Here is a 21,862-nt window from a genome sequence, read left to right on the forward strand (position 1 = left end):
CGCTATTAGCACGAAGCAGATTGATCTGATAATTTGTTCGTGGAAGTATCGCGTCTAATCCATGCCAACGATAAAAGTGAGGATACCGATGAAGGCGTATTTCAACGGCCGTACCGGCCTCTGCTCGCTCCTGATCGGATGCGCGATCCTTGCCGCCCCCAATATGGCGAATGCGCAGGAGGGCGTGACGGCCCGCACCCCAGCAACGCCGCTGGTCGCGCACGATCCCTATTTCAGCATCTGGTCGTTCGACGATCAACTCGCCCGGCCGACCAAGCACTGGACCGGCACCGAGCAGCAGCTGAGCGGCTGGCTCCGGATCGACGGCAAGGCGCTGCGCTTTATGGGCGGCGGCAAGGGCGACGTGATGGCGCAGCAGTCGCGCGCGATCACGCCGACGCGGACCAGCTATGAGTTCGAGAGCAACGGCGTCCACCTGACCGCCACTTTCTTCACGCCCGCGCTCCCGCACGACCTCGACGTGATGTCACGCCCGGTCACCTATCTGAGCTGGACGGTGCGCTCGACCGATGGCCGCGATCATGCGGTGCAGCTCTATTTCGACGCCAACGCCCAGCTTGCGGTCGACGGCGAGCAGCAAAGCGTGGTGTGGGGCACCAGCCGCGTCGGCGACATGACCGTGATGCACATGGGCACCAACAGCCAGCAGGTGCTCCAGAAGTCGGGAGACAATGTAAGGATCGACTGGGGCTGGGCCGAGCTGGCGGTGCCGCAGCAGCCCGGCATGTCGACCGCGACGATCGGCCACCGCGCGCGCGATGCCTTTATCGAGAGCGGCACCTTCGCCGAGTCCGACGACATCGCGATGCCGCGCGTCGTCCAGCGCCAGAACCGTCCGCTGATGGCGGTCCGCTTCGACTTCGGCACGGTCGGCGCGAAGGAAGATACCCGCCGCGCGATGCTCGCCTATGACGACATCGAGTCGATCGAATACTTCAAGCGCCGCCTGCCCGCCTATTGGCGCCGCAACGGCATGACCATGGCCGAGCTGCTGGTCCGCGCCGAGAAGGAAGAGGCGTCGCTGCGCGCCCGCGGCGAGGCGTTCGACCGCGAGCTCACCGCCGATCTCGAGCGCGCCGGCGGGCGCAACTATGCCGAGGTTGCGATCCTCGCCTATCGCCAGACGCTCGCCGCGCACAAGCTAGTCGCGGACATCGACGGCACGCCGCTCTATTTCTCGAAGGAGAATTTCAGCAACGGCTGCATCGACACGGTGGACGTCACCTACCCGTCTTCGCCCTTCTTCCTGCTGTTCAATCCCGCGCTGCTCGAGGCGCAGCTGCGCCCGATCATGGACTATTCGGCGATGCCGCGCTGGCGCTTCCCCTTCGCGCCGCATGATATCGGCACCTATCCGCTGGCGAACGGCCAGGTCTATGGCGGCGGCGAGCTGACCGAAGACAATCAGATGCCGGTCGAAGAGAGCGGCAACATGCTGATCATGATCTATGCGCTCGCCAAGGCGCAGGGAAATGCCGACTTCGCCGGCAAATATTGGAAGCAGCTGAGCGCCTGGGCCGGCTATTTGCGCGACAAGGGCCTCGATCCCGAGAACCAGCTGAGCACCGACGATTTCGCCGGCCACCTGGCGCACAACGCCAACCTCTCGATCAAGGCGATCCTGGCGCTCGACAGCTATGCCGAGCTCGCCCGGATGCTCGGCAAGCGCAGCGAGGCGAAGCAATATCGCGCCCTTGCGCTGCAGATGGCGGCCAAGTGGCAGGAAATGGCCAAGGACGGCGACCACACCAAGCTCACCTTCGACAAGGTGGGCACCTGGAGCCAGAAATACAATCTGGTGTGGGACAAGCTGCTCGGCCTGAACGTCTTCCCCAAGGCGCTGTTCAAGAGCGAGATCGCCTATTACCTCACCAGGCAGAACGCGTTCGGCATGCCGCTCGACAGCCGCAAGACCTACACCAAGCTTGACTGGATTACCTGGAGCGCGACGCTGGCGGACAGCCAGAAGGACTTCGTGGCGCTCACCGATCCGCTGCACCGCTTCATGACCGAGTCCCCTACCCGCGTTCCGCTGAGCGACTGGTACGAGACGACGAACGGCACCCAGTCGGGCTTCCAGGCGCGCTCGGTGGTCGGTGGCGTCTTCATCAAGATGCTCGACACGCCCGACGTGTGGAAGAAGTGGTCGACCAAGCGATAGAAGGGATCGAGCCCGGTCACGGCACCTGCGAGGGCACGGGCACGGGCGTCCCGATCGGGACCGGCACGCCGAAATCGGGCGTGCCGTCCTTTCGCCAGGTCACCTTCTGCATCCGGATCGTCCGGCAGCGCCAGCCACAGCCGGACACGGCATCGGCGTGATAGACGTTCCAGGTCTCGCGGCCGTCGGGCGACAGGACCAGCGTATTGTGCCCCGGCCCGAACACGCCGCCCGCGAGGTTCTTGGAAAAGACGCAACCGCTCGACTTGGTCCAGGCGCGCGCATCGAGCGGGTCACCCTTGCCCTGGTAGGTCAGCATTCCGAGGCAATAATCGTCGGTCATGCTGTGGCTCGCCGAGTAGACGAGGAACAGCCGGCCATCATGATGCAGCGCTTCCGGCCCCTCGTTGATCGGCTCGCGCCCGATCTTCTCCCACGCCTGGTCGGGCTGGGAAAGCAGCCGGCGCTCACCAGCGATCGTCCACGGATTGCGCATCGCCGCGATGTAGAGATTCTGCCCCTGGTCCGGCTCGCTGCCTGCCCAGCCCGACCAGACGAAATAGCGCTTGCCGCGCTGCTCGAGCACCGATCCGTCGATCGCCCATCGATCGCTCCGGTCCGCCACCTTGCCCTTGAACCGGTAGGGACCGGTCGGGCTGTCGGCTTCGAGGGCATACATACGCCGGCTGCGATGCCCGTCAGTCGCGGCGGCGAAGTAGATATAGAATTTGCCGTCGAGCGCGACGAGTTCAGGTGCCCAGAGCTGATTGAGGCGCGAACCGTCCTTGCGGTCCCACCATATCCGCACCCCCTCGGTCTCGCCGAAGCCGGTCAGCGTCGGCGAGCGGAACACGCGGATTGCGCCGCCGCGCGACTGGACGAGATAATAGGCGCCGGCCCAGCGCAGGATCGACGGATCCTGTCCGCCGCCCGGGAAGATCGGATTGACGAAGGTGCCCGCCGGTTGCGCGCTTGCCGGCGCCGCCATACCCGCCAGCACCATCGCAAGCGCGAAGCCGATTTGGCCGTGATTCACTTATCTTCGCCTTTCAGAATCGCGTGCCCGAAAAGGCCCGCCAGCCAGCATCATTGATCAAGATCACTCTGTTTTCTAGCACTGAGGCCGCAGAGAAAGCCGAATACGCCATGTATTTGATCAAAAAACTGCACCCGGCCATTGTCTCCGACATACTTTTGCGACACCTTTGGTCAAAAGAACCGCGCATCAAAATGCATCGTTCGAGAGGGATGAAATGGCTGGATCCACGCGCCTCCTGAAGCGCCTTCGCTTGTCCGCGGCACCGCTGCTGATCGCGGGCAGTGTCGTCGGGATCGCGGCCCCCGCCCAGGCGCAGAACCAGCGGCCGGACATCGTGCTGTTCATCGCCGATGATCTGAGCCGCGAGGATGTGGGCATCTATGGCAGCCCGGATGCGCGCACGCCGAATATCGATCAGCTCGCGCGCGAGGGCACCCGCTTCTCCAACGCCTTTGCCGCCTCCCCCACCTGTTCGCCGTCACGTTCCTCGATCCTGACCGGCGACTATCCCGCCAGGCACGGTGCGCATGCCAATCACAGCGCGGTGCGCGACGGCATCATGACGATGCCCGCCTATCTCCAGAAGCTCGGCTACCGCGTCGTCATCGCCGGCAAGACCGATTTCGGCGAGCGCGCGAACTTCCCGTTCGAGTATCTCCCCGCCTCGGTGATCCGCCCGCCCGCCGGCAAGGGCGTGCTGTGGAGCCAACTCGATACCGGTGCCGTCGACAAGCTGCTCGCCACCCGCGACAAGAGGAAGCCGATCGCACTGATCGTGGCGACCTTCGCGCCGCACGTGCCCTGGCCTGACAATCAGGGCTTCGATGCCGGCCGGCTGACCGTTCCGCCCTATATGCTCGATACGCCGGAAACCCGGCAGGCGCGCACCATGTACCTGACCAAGGTGGCGCAGGCCGATAGCGAGCTTGGTGCGGTGCGCGCGTCGATCGCGAAATACGGATCGGCGAAGAACACGCTGCTCCTGTTCACCGCGGACCAGGGTGCGCAATTCCCCTTCGCCAAGTGGAACCTGTACGACGCGGGCATCGCCACGCCGCTCGTCGCCGTCTGGCCCGGCCATGTGCCGGCCAACCGGGCGACGCCGGCAATGGTGTCGCTGGTCGATCTGCTGCCGACGATGCAGGACGCCGCGGGCGGCACGCCCGCCAAGGGGATCGATGGCGAGAGCTTCCTCCCCGCGCTGCTCGGCAAGACCGACCAGGGCCATGCGGAGATCTATGCCGCGCATTCCGGCGTGCTCGATACCGGTCCCAAGGCCAATATCGCGCCGATGCGCGCGATCCGCACCAGCCAGTACAAGCTGATCGTCAACTTCCGCACCGACATCCGCTACGAGAATGCCATCTCGACGGGGGGCGGGCGCGAGAAGAGTTTCTGGCAATCCTGGGTGCAACTCGCGCAGACCGATCCGCGCGCCAAGGCGGTGGTCGAGCATTTCCATCACCGCGTGCCCGTCGAGCTCTACGACATCCGCAAGGATCCGTACGAGCTCCACAATCTCGCGGAGGACCCGGCGTACAAGGCGACGCTGGCCGGTTTGCGGGGGAAGCTCGAAAAATGGATGGTCGCGCAGGGCGAGGACCCCGCGCATGTGCCGCTGCCCAGCGAAGCGACGCCGGGCCATTATCCCTATGCCCAGGGTACGGGCAAAGGCGAATAAGCGAAGCAAGGGGAGAGAGACGTTGAGCAAATCGGGCAGAATCGCGCGCCTGCTGAACCGCACGGGAATCGCCGCGGCGGCGCTTCTGGCGGGCGTGCTGCCGGCGGGCGTGGGTCAGGCCGGCCCCGTGGCGCCGGGCGCAGTGCCCGTGCGACCGCAGGCGACGCGGCCCAATGTCGTGGTGATCCTGCTCGACGATGTCGGCTTCTCGGATCTCGCCAGCTATGGCGGCGAGATTCCTACCCCCAATCTCGACAAGCTTGCCGCGGGCGGGCTGCGTTTCACCCAATTCTACAATTCGGCGCGGTGCAGCCCGTCGCGCGCCGCGCTGCTCACCGGCACCTATCCGCACCAAGCGGGCGTCGGCCATCTCGAGGCGATCGCGGTGCCCAATTCCAAGGGGCTGCACGGCAAGCTGTCGGACCGGGTGGTGACGCTGGCCGAAGTGATGAAGTCGGCCGGCTATTACACCGCCATGGCCGGCAAATGGCATGTCGGGCTGGAGCGCGGCGTCGGCCCCTGGCAGCGCGGTTTCGACCATTCGCTCGCCTCCCCGCTCGGCGAACTCTATTATCCCGACCAGCCGCAGCAGAACGCCAAGAAGCTGTTCATCGACGGCCGCGAAGTGCCCGCCAATTCGCCCGAGGTCGGCTCGGGCTATTGGTATTCGTCGGACCTGTTCGTCGAATGGCAGAGCAAGTTCGTCAAACAGGCCGAAGCAGAGCATAAGCCCTTCTTCCTCTACATGCCGTTCGTCGCGGCGCACTTCCCGCTGATGGCGCCGCCCGAGGACGTCGCGAAGTTCAAAGGCAAATATCTGCGCGGCTGGGACGTGCTGCGCCGCGAGCGCTTCGCGCGCCAGAAGAAGCTGGGCATCATCCCTGCGAACGCGCACCTGCCCGAGCAGCTGGCCAACAGCTATGACTGGGACAAGCTCTCCGCCGCCGACAAGGATCGCTTCGACACGATCATGGCGGTGTACGCAGCGACCATCGCGCGCGTCGACCAGGCGATCGGCACGCTGGTCGAGCGGCTCAGGGCTTCGGGGGAGCTCGACAACACGCTGATCCTGTTCATGCAGGACAATGGCGGCAACGGCGAGAGCGGCCCGGACGGGCGGCTGCTCGGCGGCGAGCCGGGAACGGCCCAGTCGCGGATCTTCGCCGGCATGAACTGGGCGACGCTGCAGAACACGCCCTTCCAATATTTCAAACACTATACCGAGGAAGGCGGCATCGCGACGCCGCTGATCGCCTATTGGCCCAAGGGCATCGACCCCAAGCTGCGCGGCAGCTTCGTGCGCGCGCCCGGACATCTGATCGACGTGATGCCGACGCTCGTCGATATCGCCGGGGCGACCTATCCCAAGACGTTCCAGGGCCATGACATCATCCCGATGCAAGGCCGCTCGATGCTGCCCGCCTTCCACGGCCAGGCGCTGCACCGCGCCGTGCCGATCTTCTGGGAGCATGAAGGCAACCGCGCGGTGCGCGACGGCAAGTGGAAGCTTGTCGCCCGCTTCGGCGAGCCCTGGCAGCTGTTCGACATGACGACCGACCGGGTGGAGGAGCATGACCTCGCCGCCCGCCAGCCGGCACTGGTCCGCAAGATGGCGAAGCAATGGGACGATTGGGCCGCGCGCAGCTATGTCGACCCCTGGCTCGACAGCTACGATCCCTATCTCGGCGGACGGCCGCGGCAGAATTGGGGCGGATCGGAAATCCCCGAACGGCCCCAGGCGATGAAACAGGCATCGGGAGATGTGAAATGAAGACTGCGCTTCTCGCCGCCGCCTCGCTGCTGGCATGCACCTCGCCGATGCTCGCCACCGCCGCGCTGGCGCAGACCGCGCCGGCAAACGGCAAGGCCGAGGCACCGCATGCACGCCATCCCAACATCCTGATCATCGTCGCCGACGATCTCGGCTGGCAGGATGTCGGGTTCAACGGCGCGAGCATCCCCACCCCGAACATCGATCGCATCGCGCGCAGCGGCGTGGTGCTCGACCATTTCTATGCCTCGGCGCTCTGCTCGCCCTCACGCGCGGGGCTGCTCACCGGACGCTATCCGCACCGCTACGGCATCATGGGCGACACGATCACACCGGGCAGCGACTTCGGCCTCGATCCGGGCGAGCAGACGATCGCGCAGCTGCTGGCCCAGGCCGGCTATGCGCGCCGCTCGTTCCTCGGGAAATGGCATCTCGGCCATCGCTCGCCGGCGTTCCATCCGATGAGTTTCGGCTTCACCAGCTTCTACGGCCATTACAACGGCGCGATCGACTATTTCACCCATGCCCGCGAAGGCCAGGTCGACTGGCACCGCGACCATGCGCCGTCCGCCGACCAGGGCTATTCGACCGACCTGCTGACCGATGAGGCGGTGCGCATCATCGACACGCCGACCAAGGGCGGCGCGCCCTGGATGATGTGGCTCGCCTATAACGCACCGCACGGGCCGCTGCAGGCGACCGAGCAGGACCTTGCCGCGGTCGGCTTCGATCCGGCCAAGCCGCGCTTCGGCGAGGGCCGTGGCAATCCCCGTGAGGGCGCTAGCTACGGCACCAAGGGGCATGGCAATACGCGCCGCCAGACCGAGCAGGCGATGGTCCACGGGCTGGATCGCGGGATCGGGCGCGTGCTCGATGCGCTCGAGAAGAGCGGCCAGCTCGACAATACGCTGATCCTGTTCACCAGCGACAATGGCGGCCCCGGCGGCGGCCAGGCGAGCAACGGCCCGCTGCGTGGCTGGAAGTTCCTCCATTATGACGGCGGCGTGCGCGTCGCCGCGGCGCTGTCCTGGCCCGCCGGACTGAAGCCGCGCGCCGAGGCCGGCATCGGCGATGTCTCCTATGTCGATATTCTGCCGACCGTCGCCCGTCTGGCCGGCGTCAAGTCGGGCCGGACGCTCGACGGCCGTGACGTCTCGGACGCGCTGCTTTCGGGCAAGCCGCTCGGCGACCGCGCGCTGTTCCTGGGCGAGGATTATCGCGTCCCCGCCGCCGAAGGCGAGCGCGGGCCGACCGATCCGGAATCGCTGCGCGGCCGTGCCGCCGCGGCGATCTCGGGCAAGTGGAAGCTGATCGGCGACGAGCTCTACGATCTCGATGCCGATCCCTATGAAAAGCAGGATGTCGCCGCCCAGCACCCGGACGTGGTCGCCGACCTGCGCAAGCGCGTGGCGGCCTATGTCGCGCTGCGCAAGGTGCCACGCGCGCGGATGAATTCGACGCACCTGCCGCCGATCCCGTCTTGGGAATTGCCCGGAAAGCCGGCCGAATAGCGTCTATTCGGCCGCTGGTTTCCCGGCCTGGCGCGTGAAGGCCGGATAGGATGGCAACGCGCGACGCCATGCGCGGAGGCGTGCGCCGAGCGAACGGGTGAGCGCGGGTCTCGCCGCCGCCAGGTTGCGGGTCTCGCGGGGATCATGGTCGATGTCGTAGAGCTCGGCGCGCCTGCCATCGCCGTCGACGAGCAGCTTCCACGGACCGGAACGGATGGCAAAGCCCGGGCTGTTGTCCACCGGCAGTGTCGGCCGGGGCCAGGCAGCGTCGGGACCGAAAGCGCCATAGGTCCAGAATAGGTCGGGGCGTTTGGCGATCGGCTTGCCGCGCCAGGCGGGCAGCAGGCTGACTCCGTCGAGCCCGCGCGGCACCCCCGCTCCGGCAACAGCCGCGAGCGTGGGAAACAGGTCCACGCCCTGCGCGATCGTTGCCGTGTCGCGCCGCCGGGCGGGCACCTGCCCCGGCCATCGCACGATCAGCGGCTGGCGGATTCCGCCCTCGTACAGGCTGTCCTTGCGCCCCCGATAAATGCCCGCCGATCCGGGCGGCGAGCCGCCATTCGCATAGAAACGCGCCACCGAGTTCGGGCCGTTGTCGGAAGTGAGCACGATCAACGTGCGGTCGAGTTCGCCCGATGCCCGGAGCGCCGCGACCAGCCGGCCGATCTGCCGGTCCATCGCAGTCAGCACCGCGAAGAACGCATCCTCATTGGCATCGCGTCCCTTGCCTTTGACCGGGGCGAGCTGGTCGCCGTCCGGAATCCACGGCGCATGGACGTCGTCGGGCCAGAGCTGGACGAACCAGGGCCGGTCCCGATGCCGCGCAATGAAATCGATCGTCTTGTCGATATAGCGGGCAGAGACTTCGCCGCGGCGCAGATAGTCGACCTTGCCGCGGCCATGCGCGGCGCTCTGCTCGGCCAGTCGCTGCATCTCGCCTTCGACATTGCTCGGCAGAACGCGCGGCCCCAGCCCTTCGAACTGGGTGTAGCTCTCATCGAAGCCATAGTCGGTGATCAGCGGCGCATCGCCGACATCGCGGCCACCGCCCATATGCCATTTGCCGAAATGGCCGGTCGCATAGCCGGCGCCGTGCAGCGTTTGCGCGAGCGTGGGCACGCCTGGGCTCAACCAGTCGGCCTGCCCTACCGCGGCATTCTGCGCGCGTGATCCGACATAGGTGACGAAGCGGCTGCGCGCCGGGAACCGGCCGGTGAAGAATCCCGCCCGGCTGGGCGAGCAGATCGGCGCGGCATCATAGAACTGCGTCATCAGCAGGCCTTCGGCAGCGAGCCGATCGATATTGGGCGTCGCGACGCGCCGGTTTCCGGTCACCGAAGGATCGGCGAACCCCATATCGTCGATCAGGATGAAGAGGATGTTCGGGCGCTGCTGCGTCCCGGCAGGCGACGCTGCGGGTCGATCGCGAGGGGCCGGCGCTCCGGCCGCGACCATGACGCCGAGGGCCAGCGCCGCAGCGATCTGCTTCACCGCCCGAGCTCCAGCACCACCAGGCTGTGCGGCGGCAGATCCACGGTGAGCGTGCCGTCACGCAGATGCGCATCGTTGAACGGCCGTGGCGCGACCACGTCCGGCGTGCCGAAATCATTATGGGCGGTGACGCCCTGCACGGCGGTCAGCACCCGTCCGGAAACCCGTTTCGCGGAGACGCCGGCCAGGGTGACCGTCGTGCGCACCGCGTGGTTGGGATCGACATTGGTGAGCGCGACATGCACCGCGCCTGCCCGATCGCGCGCCGCGACTCCGCTGACCGCTGCCATGTGCCACTCGCCCTTGGCATAATCCGGCGTCCGGATGTCGAGCGGCAGCGCGGTCGCATCCTGGAAGGGCACGTACATCTCGAAGGCATGGTAGGTCGGCGTGAGCACCATCTCGCCGTCCCGCGTCAGGATCATCGACTGGGCGACGTTGATCATCTGCGCAATCGAAGTCATCCGCACCCGATCGGCGTGGCGGATGAAGATGTTGAAGTTGAGCGCCGCGAGCAGCGCGTCGCGCAGCGAATTCTGCATGAACAGCGAGCGCGGGCCGTGGCCGGGAACGACGTCGGTCAGCACGCCCCATTCGTCGACCGCCAGCCCGATGCGCTTGCCGGGATCATATCTGTCCATGATCGCCGCGTGCTTCGACACCAGCTCTTCCATGAACAGCGTCCGCGAGAGCGTGCGCGCATAGCTGGTCTCGTCGAATGCGGTGCCCGATCCGAACGCGCCCTTGCGATCGGGGATCGTGTAATAGTGCAGCGCAAGCGCGTCGAAGCGCTCGCCGGCCGTGCGCATCATGCCTTCGGTCCAGGCATAGTCTTCGGCATCGGCGCCGCTCGCGACGAGCACCGGCCGCTGGAAGTTGAGGATCGAGACCGGGCCGCCCGGGGTCTTGATGAACTGGCTGTACTGCCGTGTCAGCGCCGCGGCATAGTCCACCGGCATCCGCCCGCCACAGCCCCATAGCTCGTTGCCGACACCCCAATAGGCGATCTTCCATGGTGCCGGATGGCCGTTGCGCGCGCGTTCCTCGGCCAGCGTGCCGGCCGGCGCGGTCATATACTCGACCCACTCCACCGTTTCCTGCGGCGTCGAGGTGCCGACATTGCCGTTGACGTACGCCTCGGCACCGATCGCCTCGACAAAGTCCATGAACTCATGCGTGCCGAAATGATTGGGCTCGAGGATCCCGCCCCAATGCGAATTGACCCGGGCGGGCCGCTTGTCCTGCGGGCCGATCCCATCGCGCCAGTGATAGATGTCGGCAAAGCAGCCGCCCGGCCAGCGGACCAGCGGCACATGGAGGCGGCGCAACGCCGCCAGCACATCGTTGCGCATGCCGCGCGTGTTGGGGATCGGCGAGTCCGCGCCCACCCACAGTCCGCCATAGATGCCGCTGCCGATATGCTCGGCGAACTGGCTGAAGATGTAGCGCGAGATCACCGGCCCCGGCTTCTCCGCCGAGAGTGTTGCGCTCGCCGCAGGTGCCTGCGCCGCTGCCGGCACGGCCATGGCAAGCATCAGCGCCAGCACCGAAACTGTCGTGCGGATCATTCCCGTCCCCCTTTGTTGGCGGGGAGAGGCCAGGCCCCTCCCCGTCCCGTTCAGAGCTTCACGCGCACGCCGACGGTGTAGGTCGTCTCGATCGCGAAGGTCTGCGAGTTGGCGAACGGCACGCCCCAATAGGTCTGGTTCTTCTGCCGCGTGATGTTGGTCCCGCCGACATCGATGCGGACATTGTCGTTGAGATCATAGCCCAGGCTGAAGTCGAGCCGGCCGTTGGGGCGCATCCAGCGGAACATCACCGGGACATAGGCGACATTGGCCCGCGCCGGATCGATCGGGCGCAGCGCCAGGCTGCCGGTCTGATCCTCCTGCCAGGCTTCCGAGCGATAGGTATAGACCACGCGCCCGCTCAGCCCGTATTTCTCGTAGAGCATCCCGGCCGTGTAATTATATTTGGAGACGCCCTGCAGCGGGTTGCCGACGAGCACGTCGTTGCCCTGGATCTCGGTATCGGCATAAGTGAAAGCGCCGAATGCGCCGAGGCCGGACAAGGCCCCCGGCAGGAAATCGAAGAAGACCTGGCCGCTGACTTCGACGCCCTTCAACGCAGCCTCGCCGACGTTGCGGGGACGCGTGACGCTGTAGGTGACGCCGCCGATCACTTCGCTCGACGGCGAGTTAATCACGCGGTTGCGCAGCTTGCGGTAATAGCCGGTCACCGCGATGTAGCCGTTCTTGATGTAATATTCGGCGCTGACGTCGAAGCTGTCCGACTTTTGCGGCTGGAGATCGGGATTGCCCGCGCTGCCGGTGTTGACCAGGAAAGGGTTGGGCGAGATCGTCAGCTGCAGCGACGGGTTGAGCAGCGTGAAATCCGGCCGCCGCACCGTCTTGGCATAGGTCGCGCGCAGCTGGATGCCGCCGCCCAGCGCAAGCCGGGCGCTCGCATTGGGCAGGATGTCGATATCGGTCTCGCTGTTCGCCACCGGCACATAGCTGGTCACACCGCCGGTGGTCACCGCGCGGAAGGTGGTGACGTCGCGGTCGGTCCGCGCGACGCGCAGGCCGAGCACGCCGTCGAGCTTCACGTCCCCACCGAACGGGATCGAGTAATTGGCCTGCGCATAGCTCGCGAGCACCTTCTCGCTCGCGTCGAACTGGCGAGTGGGATCATAGGCCGGCTTGCCGAGCGGTAGCTTGAAGATGCCGCGCAGGATATCGCGCCCACGCTCGCTGCGCAGGAAGTCGGCGCTCGGCACCAGGAAGCTCTCGCCGCCATTGATCGCCGGCGCCGCGGGGCCGAATTCGAGGAAATCCGCGGGCAGCGGCAGGTCGATCACACGCTTCGCCGTCGCCTCGCTCGCGGTGCCGAGATTGCCGAAGCCCGCCGGGAGCGCGGTGACGGCGCGATACTGCTGATAGCGCGCCGAACGGTCGGCATAGCGGATGCCGAACTCAAGCTTCTTCAGGATCGAGTCGAGCTCGTACGAACCCTTGGCCGACGCTGCGAACAGGCTGCCGTCGCTCTTCTGGTAATTCTGCGAGATGCTGTTGCGCAGGTAGAGCGTGTCACGCCGCGAGAGGTAATCGCCCGGAATGGTCAGCCGCGGCTCGCCGTCGACATCGGTGTCGATATAGACGGTGGGCAGCCGCTGGCCGACATCGGCAGTGACGGACTCGTCGTAATTATTCGAGGTCTGATAGGCGACATCGATGCTCGCCCGGGCGCGCTCGACTTCATAGTTGAGCCCGCCGGCGACCATCTTGTTGCGCGTGTTGAAATTGTCGGCGTGGGTCGTCTGGTTGATCACCGCATTCGAGATCGTCGCCTTGCGCACGAAGCACAGGTTCTGGACGGTGTAAGGCAGCGGATCGGTCGCGTTGACCGGCTTTGCGATGATGTAGGGCTGGCCGTCGGTGCCGGTCACCACCGGTGCATTCTGGCCTGCGGCATTGAAGCGCGCGGTGTAGCAATCGTCGGGCGACGCCACGATGTCGCTGATCTTGCTGTTCGTCGTATAGGGCTGAAGGTTGCCGCCCCCCGAATAGCTGATCTTGTTGACGGTCGAGGCGTAGAGCCCGTCCATGTAGAACTGCACCGCCGGCGAGACCTGCCACTGGTAGGACGCGTTCACCTGGCTGTGCCAGATCAGGCCCGACTGGCTGATGTTCTGGAAAATGCTCGGCAGGATGTAGTTGGTCGCGGCGCCCGTGTTGAGCGGTGCCGTCGCCGTGGTGCGCGGATCGGCCATCGTCGATTCGGGCTGGTAGCTGTAGGTCTTGCTCCAGGTGCCGTTCACCAGCAGCCCCATCTCGCCGATGCCGGTGTTCCAGCGGTCGGTGACCAGCGCGCCGAACTGCGGATTGATCTCATTGACCCGCGCGCCATAATTGCCGCGCGCGTTGATGACGACCGTGGGCTTGCGGAAATTGAAAGGCCGGTTGAGCTGCAGGTCGATATTGCCGGCCAGCCCGCCCTCGATCAGGTCCGCGGTCTGCGACTTGACCACGTCGACCCGCGCGAGCGCTTCGGCGGGCAGGTCCTGCAGGTTGAAATTGCGCCCGGTGGCAGTGAACACCTCGCGCCCGTTCACGGTGGTCAGCGTGTCCGGCAGGCCGCGGATGCGCACGCTGCCCAGTTCGTTGCCGCGATCATATTGCACCTGCACGCCCGGCACGCGCTGGAGCGCGGCGGCGGTCGTTGGGTCGGGGAACTTGCCGATATCCTGCGCGACGATCGAATCGACGACCTGGATGGCGTCCTTCTTGATCGCCGCGGCCTTCTCCAGCGATCCGCGGATGCCGGTGACGGTGATCTGTCCGTCTTCCGCCGGCGCCGGCGCTTCCGCCTGCGCCGCGGTGTCGGCCGGGGCGGTCTGCTCCTGGGCCGCCGCGGCCTGAATGGATGCGATCAATGCGATCGCGGAAATGCCGAGTCTTGCCTCCAGTTTCACGTCTCTCTCCCCTAATCTCGGCGCGTCCTTGGTGGCGCGCCTTTTTCTTCACGAAAGAAATGCCGGATCGCGGCCGCACCTCAGTCGGTGCGGTCCATCCATTCGGGATGCTGCGGAACCTCGCCGCCGCCCCAGTTCCGGCGCGGCCCCTTCTTCAGATAGACGTCGTATTCGTCCTTCCACGGATCGACGTAGCTCGCCCTGGCCCAGGCATCCCAGGCCGCGGCCATCGCCGCCACGCGGGCGGGCTGGGCCTTTGCCAGGTCCTTGAGCTCGGTGCGGTCGGCATCGATGTCGAACAGCTGCCAGGGCTTCTCGAACCGCGCGACGAGCTTCCATTTGCCGTCGCGCACAGCGCGATTGCCCTCATGCTCCCAGAAGATCGGCTTGCCCCGCGACACCGCGTTGCCCGCGAACGCCGGCGCCAGGCTGACGCCCTGCATCGGCACGATCGCCTTGCCGTTGAAGCTCTGCGGATACTGCCCGCCCGTCGCTTCCAGTACGGTCGGCATGATGTCGACCAGATGCGCCGGCGTGCGGTTCCAGCTGCCGCGCAGCTGCGGCGCGATGCCTTTCGGCCAATGCGCGATCAGCGGCGTCGAGATGCCGCCTTCCTCGGTATAATGTTTGAAATACTGGAAGGGCGTGTTCTGCAGCGTCGCCCATTCCATGCCCGCGAACACGGTCGATGTCGGCGTGCCCGGCGCCCCCGGACCCTGGGTGCGTCCATCCGGTCCGCTCTCGGCATTGCCGCCATTGTCCGACAGGAAGAGGATCAGCGTATTGTCGAGCTCGCCGGCGTCGCGCAGTCGCCGCACCATCGTGCCAACCGCCTGGTCCATCCGCGTGATGATCGCGGCATAGATCGCCATGATCGTGTCGAACCGCTCGCGCGCCTCGGCGGGCAGCTTCTCCCAGTCATAGGTGTTGGCGAGCCGCTCGGGCAGCCTCGTGTCGGGCGTGACGACGCCCAGCTTCTTCTGGCGCTCAAGCCGCTGCTTCCGGATCGCGTCCCACCCGGCCATGTACTTGCCCTTGAAGCGGGCGATGTCCTCGGGCGGCGCCATCAGCGGGAAGTGTGCGCTGACAAAGGGCAGATAGAGGAAGAAGGGTTTCCCATGCGCCTTGGCCTCGGCCATGAACTTGCTGTCCCAGTCGACGAACAGATCGGGCGAATACCATTCGCCTTCGCCCACCTCCGGCGCAGCGGCCTCATATTTGGTGCCGTCGATGAACAGGTTCGGACGCTTGCCCTGGCCATTGACCTGGTCGGGATAATAGATCCCGCCCTCAGGCGAGGCGATCGAGCGGTCGAATCCCCGCTGCCACGGTCCGACGCCGCGCGACATGCCGAGATGCCATTTGCCCGCCATGCCGGTGAAATAGCCGGCGCTGTTCAGCACCTCGGCCATCGTCACCACCCGGTCTTCGAGCTTGCCGTGGATGCCCTGCGATTCCGGCACCGCGATCGCCTCGAGATGCCCCATCCCCGCCTGATGCGGATAGGTGCCGGTCAGCAGTGCGGCGCGCGAGCAGCTGCACCGCGCGGTATTGTAGAACTGGCTGAACTTCAGTCCGCCGGCGGCAAGCTTGTCGAGGTTCGGCGTCGGTATCTCGCTGCCGTACGGGCCGATGTCGGAGAAGCCCATATCGTCAACGAGGATGACGACGACATTGGGTCGCGCGGGCGCGCCGGCCGCGGCAACCGGGGCACCGGCAGCAAGCGCCATCACCCCCGCCGCCATCGCGCCGCCCAGCAGCCTACGCCGGCTCATCCGCCCGAACGCCGTGGTTTCGCGACCCTTGTACGCAGACGACATCTTACATCCTTCTCGTCAGAAACTTTTCGGCTCAGGCAATGCGCGCGGCGGCCCGCTCCGGCGCGAACGCGGGCTCCGCCAGTCCCGGAACCGCCACTGTCGCGGCGAACAGATTCCCGGCCTCGGGCTGCGCGCGCAGCGCCGCTTCCTCCAGTTTTTGCCGGGCAGTGGTGATGTACAGGGTGCGCAGATCGCTTCCGCCGAGCGCGCATGAGGTCGGCTGGCTCGCCGGCAGTTCGATCTGGTCGGAGATGCGGCCATCGGGCGCGACCCGCACCACCAGCCCGGCGCCGACGCGGGTGCTCCAGACATGGCCCTCGGCATCGATCGCGCAGCCATCCGGCCGCCCGGGCAGCGCGCCCTCCTCGATCAGGACACGCATTGCGCCGAGGACGCCATGCTCGGGATCATAGGCATAGGCATGCACCGAACCCTGGGCAGTGTCGGCGAAGTACATCGTCCGCCCGTCCGGGCTCCAGCCCAGGCTGTTCGGTATGGTGATGTCGGCAAGAGCCGCCTCCACCTGCCCGCTGGCCGAGACGCGGTACAGCGATCCGGTCGTCGCCATCGCATAGTCGCGCATGCTGCCGACCCAGACTCGGCCCTGCCGGTCGCAGCGCATTTCATTCAGCCGGTTGCCGAGCGCTTCGGGTTCGACTTCGCACCATTTCGTCAGCGCGCCCGATCGTGGATCGAAGCTCGCCAGATCCCGCCGCAACGCGAGCATCACGCCGTCCGCCATCGGCACGATGCCGCCGCACAGCTCGGGCAAGGGCCAGCTGTGATACGCGCCGCTTGCCGGATCGAAGCGGTGCAGCAGCGGTCCGCGAATATCGACCCAATAGAGCGCCTGTTCGCGCACGCTCCAGGTGGCGCACTCGCCCAGCGTGTCGCTGCTGGCGACGGCTGTGGCGACCCGCCCGGTCATAGTTGCGCGCCCCCGGCAACGGGGAAGTCGATGCCGGTGATGAAGCCGCCTGCGGGCGAGCAGAGCAGCAGCGCCGCGCCCGCCACATCCTCGGGCGTCCCCGCGCGCGCCATCGGATTGGCCGCGCCGACGATAGCCTGCCACGCCGCCGCATCCTCGCGCCGGTGGCGATTGCGGTCGGTGGCGATCAGCCCGGGCGAGAGCGTGTTGAGCGTGACCCCGGACGGCGCATGCACCTGCGCGAGATTGACGATGAGATTGTGCTGCGCCGCCTTGAGCGCGGCATAGACGGCTAGTTCCGGGTCGGGCCGCACCGCGTTGACGCTGCCGATCGAGAGCACCCGCCCCCAGCCCGCTGCCGCCATGCCGGGCAGCGCGGCCTGGAGCAGCGCGATGCTCGCTGCAAAATTGACCGCGACGTGCTGGTCGATCAGCGCGGGCGTGATCTCGTCGAACGCCAGCCGCGTCTGCACCGAGGCGCAGAGTACCAGTATGTCGATCGCGCCCAGCGACGCGCGCGCCTGATCGAAGCAATCGCGGGCAGCGTCCGGCGTCTCGAAATCGGCCGGGATCGCCAACGCGGTCCGCCCGCGCGCCTGAATGGCGGACAGGGTTTCGTCCGCGGCGCCTTCGCGCGCGACTGCCGAATCGGATTTCGGATCGAACTGAATCGCGACATTGGCGCCGGCCTGCGCCAGGGCGAGCGCGATGGCGCGGCCGATGCCGATGCTCCCCCCGGTGACAAGCGCTTGCCTGCCACCAAGGTCGAAGCCATCAAGATACATCGGAGCGGCCAATTCGCACCTCATTTGATCAAATTGCCCGCATTGATTGACTTATGTCGCCGTTTTCGTCAACAGATTGATCAGAAGTGGAGTGGCTGTGGCTCAGCATAGCGATATCAAGGAACGCATTCTCGCCGACATCGCATCGGGCACGCTGCCGTTCGGCGCGCGCCTGACGCTCGACGATCTCGCGGCGCGCTACGACGCCAGCCACATGCCGATTCGCGAAGCGGTTCGCGGGCTGCAGGGCGCCGGGGTGCTGGAAACCGGCCCGGGCCGCAGCGCGCGCGTCCGCCAGTTCAATGCCAAGTTCATCGAGGAGCTCTTCTCGACGCGCGCTGCACTGGAGACGATGCTGGTCCGCCAGGCTGCCCAGCTGATCACCCCCGCCCAGTTGCGGCAGCTCGAGACCATCGAAGACGAGATGGAGGCCAGCCTCGATGCCGAGGACTATACCGGCGCGCTGACCCAGAACCGCCTGCTCCATGGTGCGATCAACGATATTGCGAGCAATCCGGAAGCGGTTGGCATCATCAATCGCCACTGGTGGCTGATCGGCGCGCTCTGGCAGCGCGTGGGGTATGCGCCGGAGCGCTACACCAATGTGGTGAGCGATCACCGCCACCTGCTCCATGCCTTCAGGCGCAACGACGTCGATGCGGCCGGGACGCTGATGGGCGCGCATGTGATCAAGGCGAAGTTCGATCTGCTCAACCGCCTGGAAGTGTTGCGCGCGACGGGAACGAGTCCAATCGATGCGACCTGACCGGCTGCGGATCCTTTCTCTCAGCACGGTAGAAGTTACTCCCAAGACGCGCTGGACGTTCCTCGAGGTGGAAACCGAGGCGGGCCTGCGCGGTGTCGGCGAGGCGAGCCTTGCCGGACACGAAGCCGAGATTGCCGAAGCGGCGGCACGGCTTGCGCCAATCGCATTCGCCCTGCCCGACCTCAACCCCGGCGGCTTGCCGCGGCGCCTTCCCGCCAGCCTGCCCGAAGCCGCGGCGCTTTCCGCCCTCGACCAGGCACTGTGGGACATATCGGCGCGGCGCCAGGGTGTCGCGCTGGCCGAGGCGCTCGGCGGCACGCAGCGGGCGGAGGTGCCCGTCTACGCCAATATCAATCGCCGGACCCGCGAGCGCCGCCCCGAGGCGTTCGCGCAAAGCGCCCGCGCCGCGATCGCCGCGGGGCACAAGGCAATCAAGCTCGCTCCTTTTGACGAGGTCCTTCCGGGATCGGATGCGAAGACGCTGGTCCCCGGTCTCGCGCGCCTTGCCGCCGTTCGCGAGGCCACCGGTCCCACCATCCGCCTGATGATCGATTGCCACTGGCGCTTCGACCCCGGCACAGCCGAGCGCGTCATCGCCGCTGCTGCGGAACTCGGCGTCGACTGGATCGAGTGCCCGCTGGTCGAGACGCCAGCCACCGCCGAGGCGATCGCGAGGCTGCGTCGCACCGCGAACCGGCATGACATCCTGCTCGCGGGGCTTGAGACCGGGATCGGCGTCGAGGGTTTCGCACCCTATCTGCGCGCCGGCGCTTATGACGTGATGATGCCCGACATCAAATATGTCGGCGGGCTGGCCGAGGTGTTGCGGCTGGCGGAAACCCTGCGCGGCGCCGGCATCGGCTTCTCCCCGCACAATCCGAGCGGACCGATCTGCCACGCCGCGAGCCTGCACCTGTGCGCGGCGGTACCCGAACTCCATAGCCTCGAGGTCCAGTTCGACGAGACGCCGCTGTTCGCGGAGCTGGTCGACGCCGATCTGCAGCAGGTGCGCGGCGGCACGATCGCGGCACCGGGCGGCACCGGCCTGGGGGTGACGCTGCAGGCGGCGGTGGCCGAACGCTACGGCGTCCGGCAGTGGCAAGCCACCCGCACCGGCACCAAAGAGCTTCAGGAGGGGACATGGATCAGCTGACGCGGGGAGGCGCCGGCGATCCGCTCGCCGCGCTCGACGAGAAGCCGCTTTCGCCGCAGCAGCGCAAGGCCGCGCTGCTCGTTGCCTTTGGCGAGTTCATCGACGGCTATGACCTGCTCGTGATGGGCGCCGCGCTGATCTTCATCCAGCCGCACTTCCATTTGTCCGCCAGCGAAGTCGGCCTGCTCGGCGCCTCGACCTTCCTCGGCGCGATGGTCAGCCTGCTCGTCTTCGGCGACATGTCCGACCGGATCGGCCGCCGCGCGATCTTCATCGCCAATCTGTTCTTCTTCGTCGCCTTCGCGCTCGGCTCGGCCTTCGTCACCGACACGACCCAGCTCTTCATCATGCGCTTCCTGGTCGGCGTCGGCGTCGGCATGGATATCCCGACCAGCACCGCCTATCTCGCCGAGATCGCGCCACGCCGGCAGCGCGGACGGATCCAGGGATCGCTGCTCAACATCATGTGGATTCTCGGCGCGATGTCGTCGACGCTGATCGCGCTGCCCCTCATCGCCTGGTTCGGCGATCAGGCCTGGCGCTGGATGCTCGGCCTTGCCGCTCTGCCTGCCCTGCTGATCCTGCTCGGGCGCAAGGGCCTGCCCGAAAGCCCGCGCTGGCTGCTCGCCCGCGGACGGGTGGACGAAGCGCGCCAGGCATTCGCCGCGTTCGGCATTGAGGCGACGCCCGAGATGCTGTCGACCGCGCCGCGCAACCGCGGCTCCTATGGCGAACTGTTCGCCCGCCCGCACCTCAAGCGCGTGCTGCTGGTGTCGCTGGTGTTCATGCTCAACTGCTTCTCGGGCTCGATCTCCTCGATCGCGACGCCGCTGGTGCTCAAGAGCGTCGGCGCCTTGTCGACCCAGGCGACTTTGCTGTTCAGCGCCTCGGTATGGTTCACCAGCCTGCTCGGCACGCTGGTCGGCGCCACGCTGATCGATCGCATCGGGCGGCGCACGCTCTGCTATCTCTCGGCGCTCCCCTATGCCGCGATTGCCCTCGTCATGGGGCTGTTCGCCGGCCACAACACGACCGTCCTGGTCGGCGGCTATTTCGCGATCAGCTTCGTCAACTGGATGGGCACGGCCGTGCTCGGCTGGGTATGGGCGAGCGAGCTGTTCCCGACGCATCTGCGCGGACGCTCGCAGGGCGTGTGCAACGCGTGTTGCCGGCTGGCGATTTCGGCGAACATCTTCCTGGTCCCGATCGCGCTCGCCGGGATCGGCTTCCAGGCATATATCACCCTGCTCGCCTTCCCGATGCTGCTGCTGGCGCTGGTGGTCAGCCGCGTGCCGATGTTCGACAGCGGACGCGGCAGCCTCGAACAACTGACGGCGACCGGCTGATGTCCCGCGCGACGCTCCGAGCAACGCTGTTCCTGGCGGGCGTGGTCGTGCTCGCGGCTGTGCTGTCCGTCGGAGCGGCACTCCATCACACCGGCGACATGCCGGGCCCGATCTGCTCGGCATGTCGGTCCTGATCCCCGCCCCGCTTGGCGACAGCCGCGGCGCTCCGTTGCTGCGCGGCCAGCCGGGGGAGACGCTGGCCTTCGCGCTGCTCGATACGGTCGGCCGCGCACTGATCGACGGCGCCTATCGGAACAAGCCCTTTCCGACCGATCACGAGCTGACGAAGCAATATGGCGTCAGCCGCTCGGTGACGCGCGAGGCAGTGAAGATGCTCAGCGCCAAGGGCCTGATCGCTTCGCGGCCGCGCCTCGGCAATTTCGTCCTGCCGTTCGAAAGCTGGAACCTGTTCGATCCCGACGTGCTGCGCTGGCTCGCCGACAGCAGCCAGCCCACCGCGCTGCTGCGCAAGCTCCACGAACTTCGCGCCGCACTCGAGCCGCAGGCAGCGGCGCTCGCCGCGCAAGGTGCGCAGCCAGCACAAATCTCCGCAATCCAGGCCGCGCTCAAGCCAATCCTCGCGCACGAGAATCACGGCGCGGACGCGACCGAGGCCCGGATTGCCTTTCATCTCGCCGTGCTTCGGGGCGCCAACAACCCCTTCTTCACCCGGTATAGCGAAGTGATCGCGCCGGCGCTGCGGATCCCGGTTTGCCGGACCAGCCGCCCCTTGCAGACCGACGTTGCAGATCATGTCGCCGTTCTCGTCGCGATCGCCTCGGGCGCGCCGGACGATGCGCATCGCGCGATGCGCAAGCTGTTCGACTGCGAATCGGCCCGGTTCGAGCGGGCGACCGAGTCCGCGGTCACTCCCACCACGTCCCGCATCTAGCGTCGGCCAATGCGGAAACGCAT

General features: G+C 66.7%; 16 protein-coding genes. 9 read left to right on the forward strand and 7 right to left on the reverse strand.

What is annotated here, in order from left to right:
• Nucleotides 1-88 precede the first annotated feature (88 nt).
• A complete protein-coding gene (locus tag HZY97_RS14215; protein ID WP_180144969.1) occupies nucleotides 89-2,182 on the forward strand; it encodes a glutaminase family protein in 2,094 nt (697 codons plus the stop codon).
• 16 nt (nucleotides 2,183-2,198) lie between these two features.
• Here HZY97_RS14215 and HZY97_RS14220 read toward each other — a convergent pair whose 3' ends face one another.
• Nucleotides 2,199-3,218, reverse strand: a complete 1,020-nt coding sequence (locus HZY97_RS14220; RefSeq protein ID WP_180144972.1) for a glycoside hydrolase family 43 protein — start codon at nucleotides 3,216-3,218, stop codon at nucleotides 2,199-2,201.
• A 53-nt stretch (nucleotides 3,219-3,271) separates the two neighbouring features.
• On the opposite strand from HZY97_RS14220, the gene HZY97_RS14225 reads away from it, so the two are divergent.
• From HZY97_RS14225 to HZY97_RS14240, 4 genes are read left to right on the forward strand one after another with little or no spacing between them, the layout of a single operon-like run.
• On the forward strand, nucleotides 3,272-3,460 hold the full coding sequence (locus HZY97_RS14225) for a hypothetical protein (RefSeq protein ID WP_180144975.1): 189 nt from the start codon (nucleotides 3,272-3,274) through the stop codon (nucleotides 3,458-3,460).
• Nucleotides 3,461-3,471: 11 nt separating this feature from the next.
• Complete coding sequence (locus tag HZY97_RS14230) at nucleotides 3,472-4,902, forward strand: sulfatase (RefSeq protein ID WP_180144978.1); 1,431 nt, start codon at nucleotides 3,472-3,474, stop codon at nucleotides 4,900-4,902.
• Nucleotides 4,903-4,924: 22 nt separating this feature from the next.
• Nucleotides 4,925-6,673, forward strand: a complete 1,749-nt coding sequence (locus HZY97_RS14235) for an arylsulfatase (RefSeq protein WP_180144982.1) — start codon at nucleotides 4,925-4,927, stop codon at nucleotides 6,671-6,673.
• The gene (locus HZY97_RS14240) at nucleotides 6,670-8,184 is read left to right on the forward strand and encodes a sulfatase-like hydrolase/transferase (protein ID WP_180144985.1); all 1,515 of its coding nucleotides are present in this window, start codon (nucleotides 6,670-6,672) and stop codon (nucleotides 8,182-8,184) included. Before HZY97_RS14235 ends, HZY97_RS14240 begins: the two co-directional genes overlap by 4 nt.
• A 3-nt stretch (nucleotides 8,185-8,187) precedes the next feature.
• On the opposite strand, the gene HZY97_RS14245 is transcribed toward HZY97_RS14240, so the two are convergent.
• The 6 genes from HZY97_RS14245 to HZY97_RS14270 form a co-directional block, all read right to left on the reverse strand.
• Nucleotides 8,188-9,675 (reverse strand): sulfatase, encoded by a 1,488-nt coding sequence (locus HZY97_RS14245; protein WP_373684375.1) that lies wholly within the window; start codon nucleotides 9,673-9,675, stop codon nucleotides 8,188-8,190.
• The gene (locus tag HZY97_RS14250) at nucleotides 9,672-11,243 is read right to left on the reverse strand and encodes an alpha-N-arabinofuranosidase (RefSeq protein ID WP_180144988.1); all 1,572 of its coding nucleotides are present in this window, start codon (nucleotides 11,241-11,243) and stop codon (nucleotides 9,672-9,674) included. Before HZY97_RS14250 ends, HZY97_RS14245 begins: the two co-directional genes overlap by 4 nt.
• Nucleotides 11,244-11,293: 50 nt before the next feature.
• The gene (locus HZY97_RS14255; protein ID WP_180144991.1) at nucleotides 11,294-14,149 is read right to left on the reverse strand and encodes a TonB-dependent receptor; all 2,856 of its coding nucleotides are present in this window, start codon (nucleotides 14,147-14,149) and stop codon (nucleotides 11,294-11,296) included.
• 80 nt (nucleotides 14,150-14,229) lie between these two features.
• A complete protein-coding gene (locus HZY97_RS14260; protein WP_180144995.1) occupies nucleotides 14,230-15,924 on the reverse strand; it encodes an arylsulfatase in 1,695 nt (564 codons plus the stop codon).
• A gap of 76 nt (nucleotides 15,925-16,000) precedes the next feature.
• Nucleotides 16,001-16,897 carry an SMP-30/gluconolactonase/LRE family protein gene (locus HZY97_RS14265; protein ID WP_180144998.1) on the reverse strand — a complete coding sequence of 299 codons (897 nt, stop codon included), beginning with the start codon at nucleotides 16,895-16,897 and terminating at the stop codon, nucleotides 16,001-16,003.
• A complete protein-coding gene (locus HZY97_RS14270) occupies nucleotides 16,894-17,682 on the reverse strand; it encodes an SDR family NAD(P)-dependent oxidoreductase (RefSeq protein ID WP_218943074.1) in 789 nt (262 codons plus the stop codon). The genes HZY97_RS14265 and HZY97_RS14270 overlap by 4 nt, the downstream gene beginning before the upstream one ends.
• Before the next feature lie 97 nt (nucleotides 17,683-17,779).
• Here HZY97_RS14270 and HZY97_RS14275 point away from each other — a divergent pair, with 97 nt between their 5' ends.
• The 4 genes from HZY97_RS14275 (at nucleotide 17,780) to HZY97_RS14290 (ending at nucleotide 21,839) form a co-directional block, all read left to right on the forward strand.
• Nucleotides 17,780-18,448 carry a GntR family transcriptional regulator gene (locus HZY97_RS14275; protein ID WP_180145004.1) on the forward strand — a complete coding sequence of 223 codons (669 nt, stop codon included), beginning with the start codon at nucleotides 17,780-17,782 and terminating at the stop codon, nucleotides 18,446-18,448.
• On the forward strand, nucleotides 18,438-19,601 hold the full coding sequence (locus tag HZY97_RS14280; RefSeq protein ID WP_180145007.1) for a mandelate racemase/muconate lactonizing enzyme family protein: 1,164 nt from the start codon (nucleotides 18,438-18,440) through the stop codon (nucleotides 19,599-19,601). The genes HZY97_RS14275 and HZY97_RS14280 overlap by 11 nt, the downstream gene beginning before the upstream one ends.
• Complete coding sequence (locus tag HZY97_RS14285) at nucleotides 19,589-20,947, forward strand: MFS transporter (RefSeq protein WP_180145010.1); 1,359 nt, start codon at nucleotides 19,589-19,591, stop codon at nucleotides 20,945-20,947. The genes HZY97_RS14280 and HZY97_RS14285 overlap by 13 nt, the downstream gene beginning before the upstream one ends.
• A 121-nt stretch (nucleotides 20,948-21,068) precedes the next feature.
• On the forward strand, nucleotides 21,069-21,839 hold the full coding sequence (locus HZY97_RS14290; protein ID WP_180145012.1) for a FadR/GntR family transcriptional regulator: 771 nt from the start codon (nucleotides 21,069-21,071) through the stop codon (nucleotides 21,837-21,839).
• Nucleotides 21,840-21,862: the final 23 nt, after the last annotated feature.

It is taken from the genome of Sphingomonas sp. R-74633, assembly GCF_013416555.1.
Classification (GTDB): domain Bacteria; phylum Pseudomonadota; class Alphaproteobacteria; order Sphingomonadales; family Sphingomonadaceae; genus Sphingomonas.

What these genes read in the sequence shown, in the direction of transcription:
- HZY97_RS14215 (WP_180144969.1), top strand. Translation starts at nt 89, where the DNA reads ATGAAGGCGTATTTCAACGGCCGTACCGGCCTCTGCTCGCTCCTGATC.
- HZY97_RS14240 (WP_180144985.1), top strand. Translation starts at nt 6,670, where the DNA reads ATGAAGACTGCGCTTCTCGCCGCCGCCTCGCTGCTGGCATGCACCTCG.
- HZY97_RS14250 (WP_180144988.1), bottom strand. Translation starts at nt 11,243, where the DNA reads ATGATCCGCACGACAGTTTCGGTGCTGGCGCTGATGCTTGCCATGGCC.
- HZY97_RS14260 (WP_180144995.1), bottom strand. Translation starts at nt 15,924, where the DNA reads ATGAGCCGGCGTAGGCTGCTGGGCGGCGCGATGGCGGCGGGGGTGATG.
- HZY97_RS14265 (WP_180144998.1), bottom strand. Translation starts at nt 16,897, where the DNA reads ATGACCGGGCGGGTCGCCACAGCCGTCGCCAGCAGCGACACGCTGGGC.
- HZY97_RS14270 (WP_218943074.1), bottom strand. Translation starts at nt 17,682, where the DNA reads ATGTATCTTGATGGCTTCGACCTTGGTGGCAGGCAAGCGCTTGTCACC.
- HZY97_RS14280 (WP_180145007.1), top strand. Translation starts at nt 18,438, where the DNA reads ATGCGACCTGACCGGCTGCGGATCCTTTCTCTCAGCACGGTAGAAGTT.
- HZY97_RS14285 (WP_180145010.1), top strand. Translation starts at nt 19,589, where the DNA reads ATGGATCAGCTGACGCGGGGAGGCGCCGGCGATCCGCTCGCCGCGCTC.
- HZY97_RS14290 (WP_180145012.1), top strand. Translation starts at nt 21,069, where the DNA reads ATGTCGGTCCTGATCCCCGCCCCGCTTGGCGACAGCCGCGGCGCTCCG.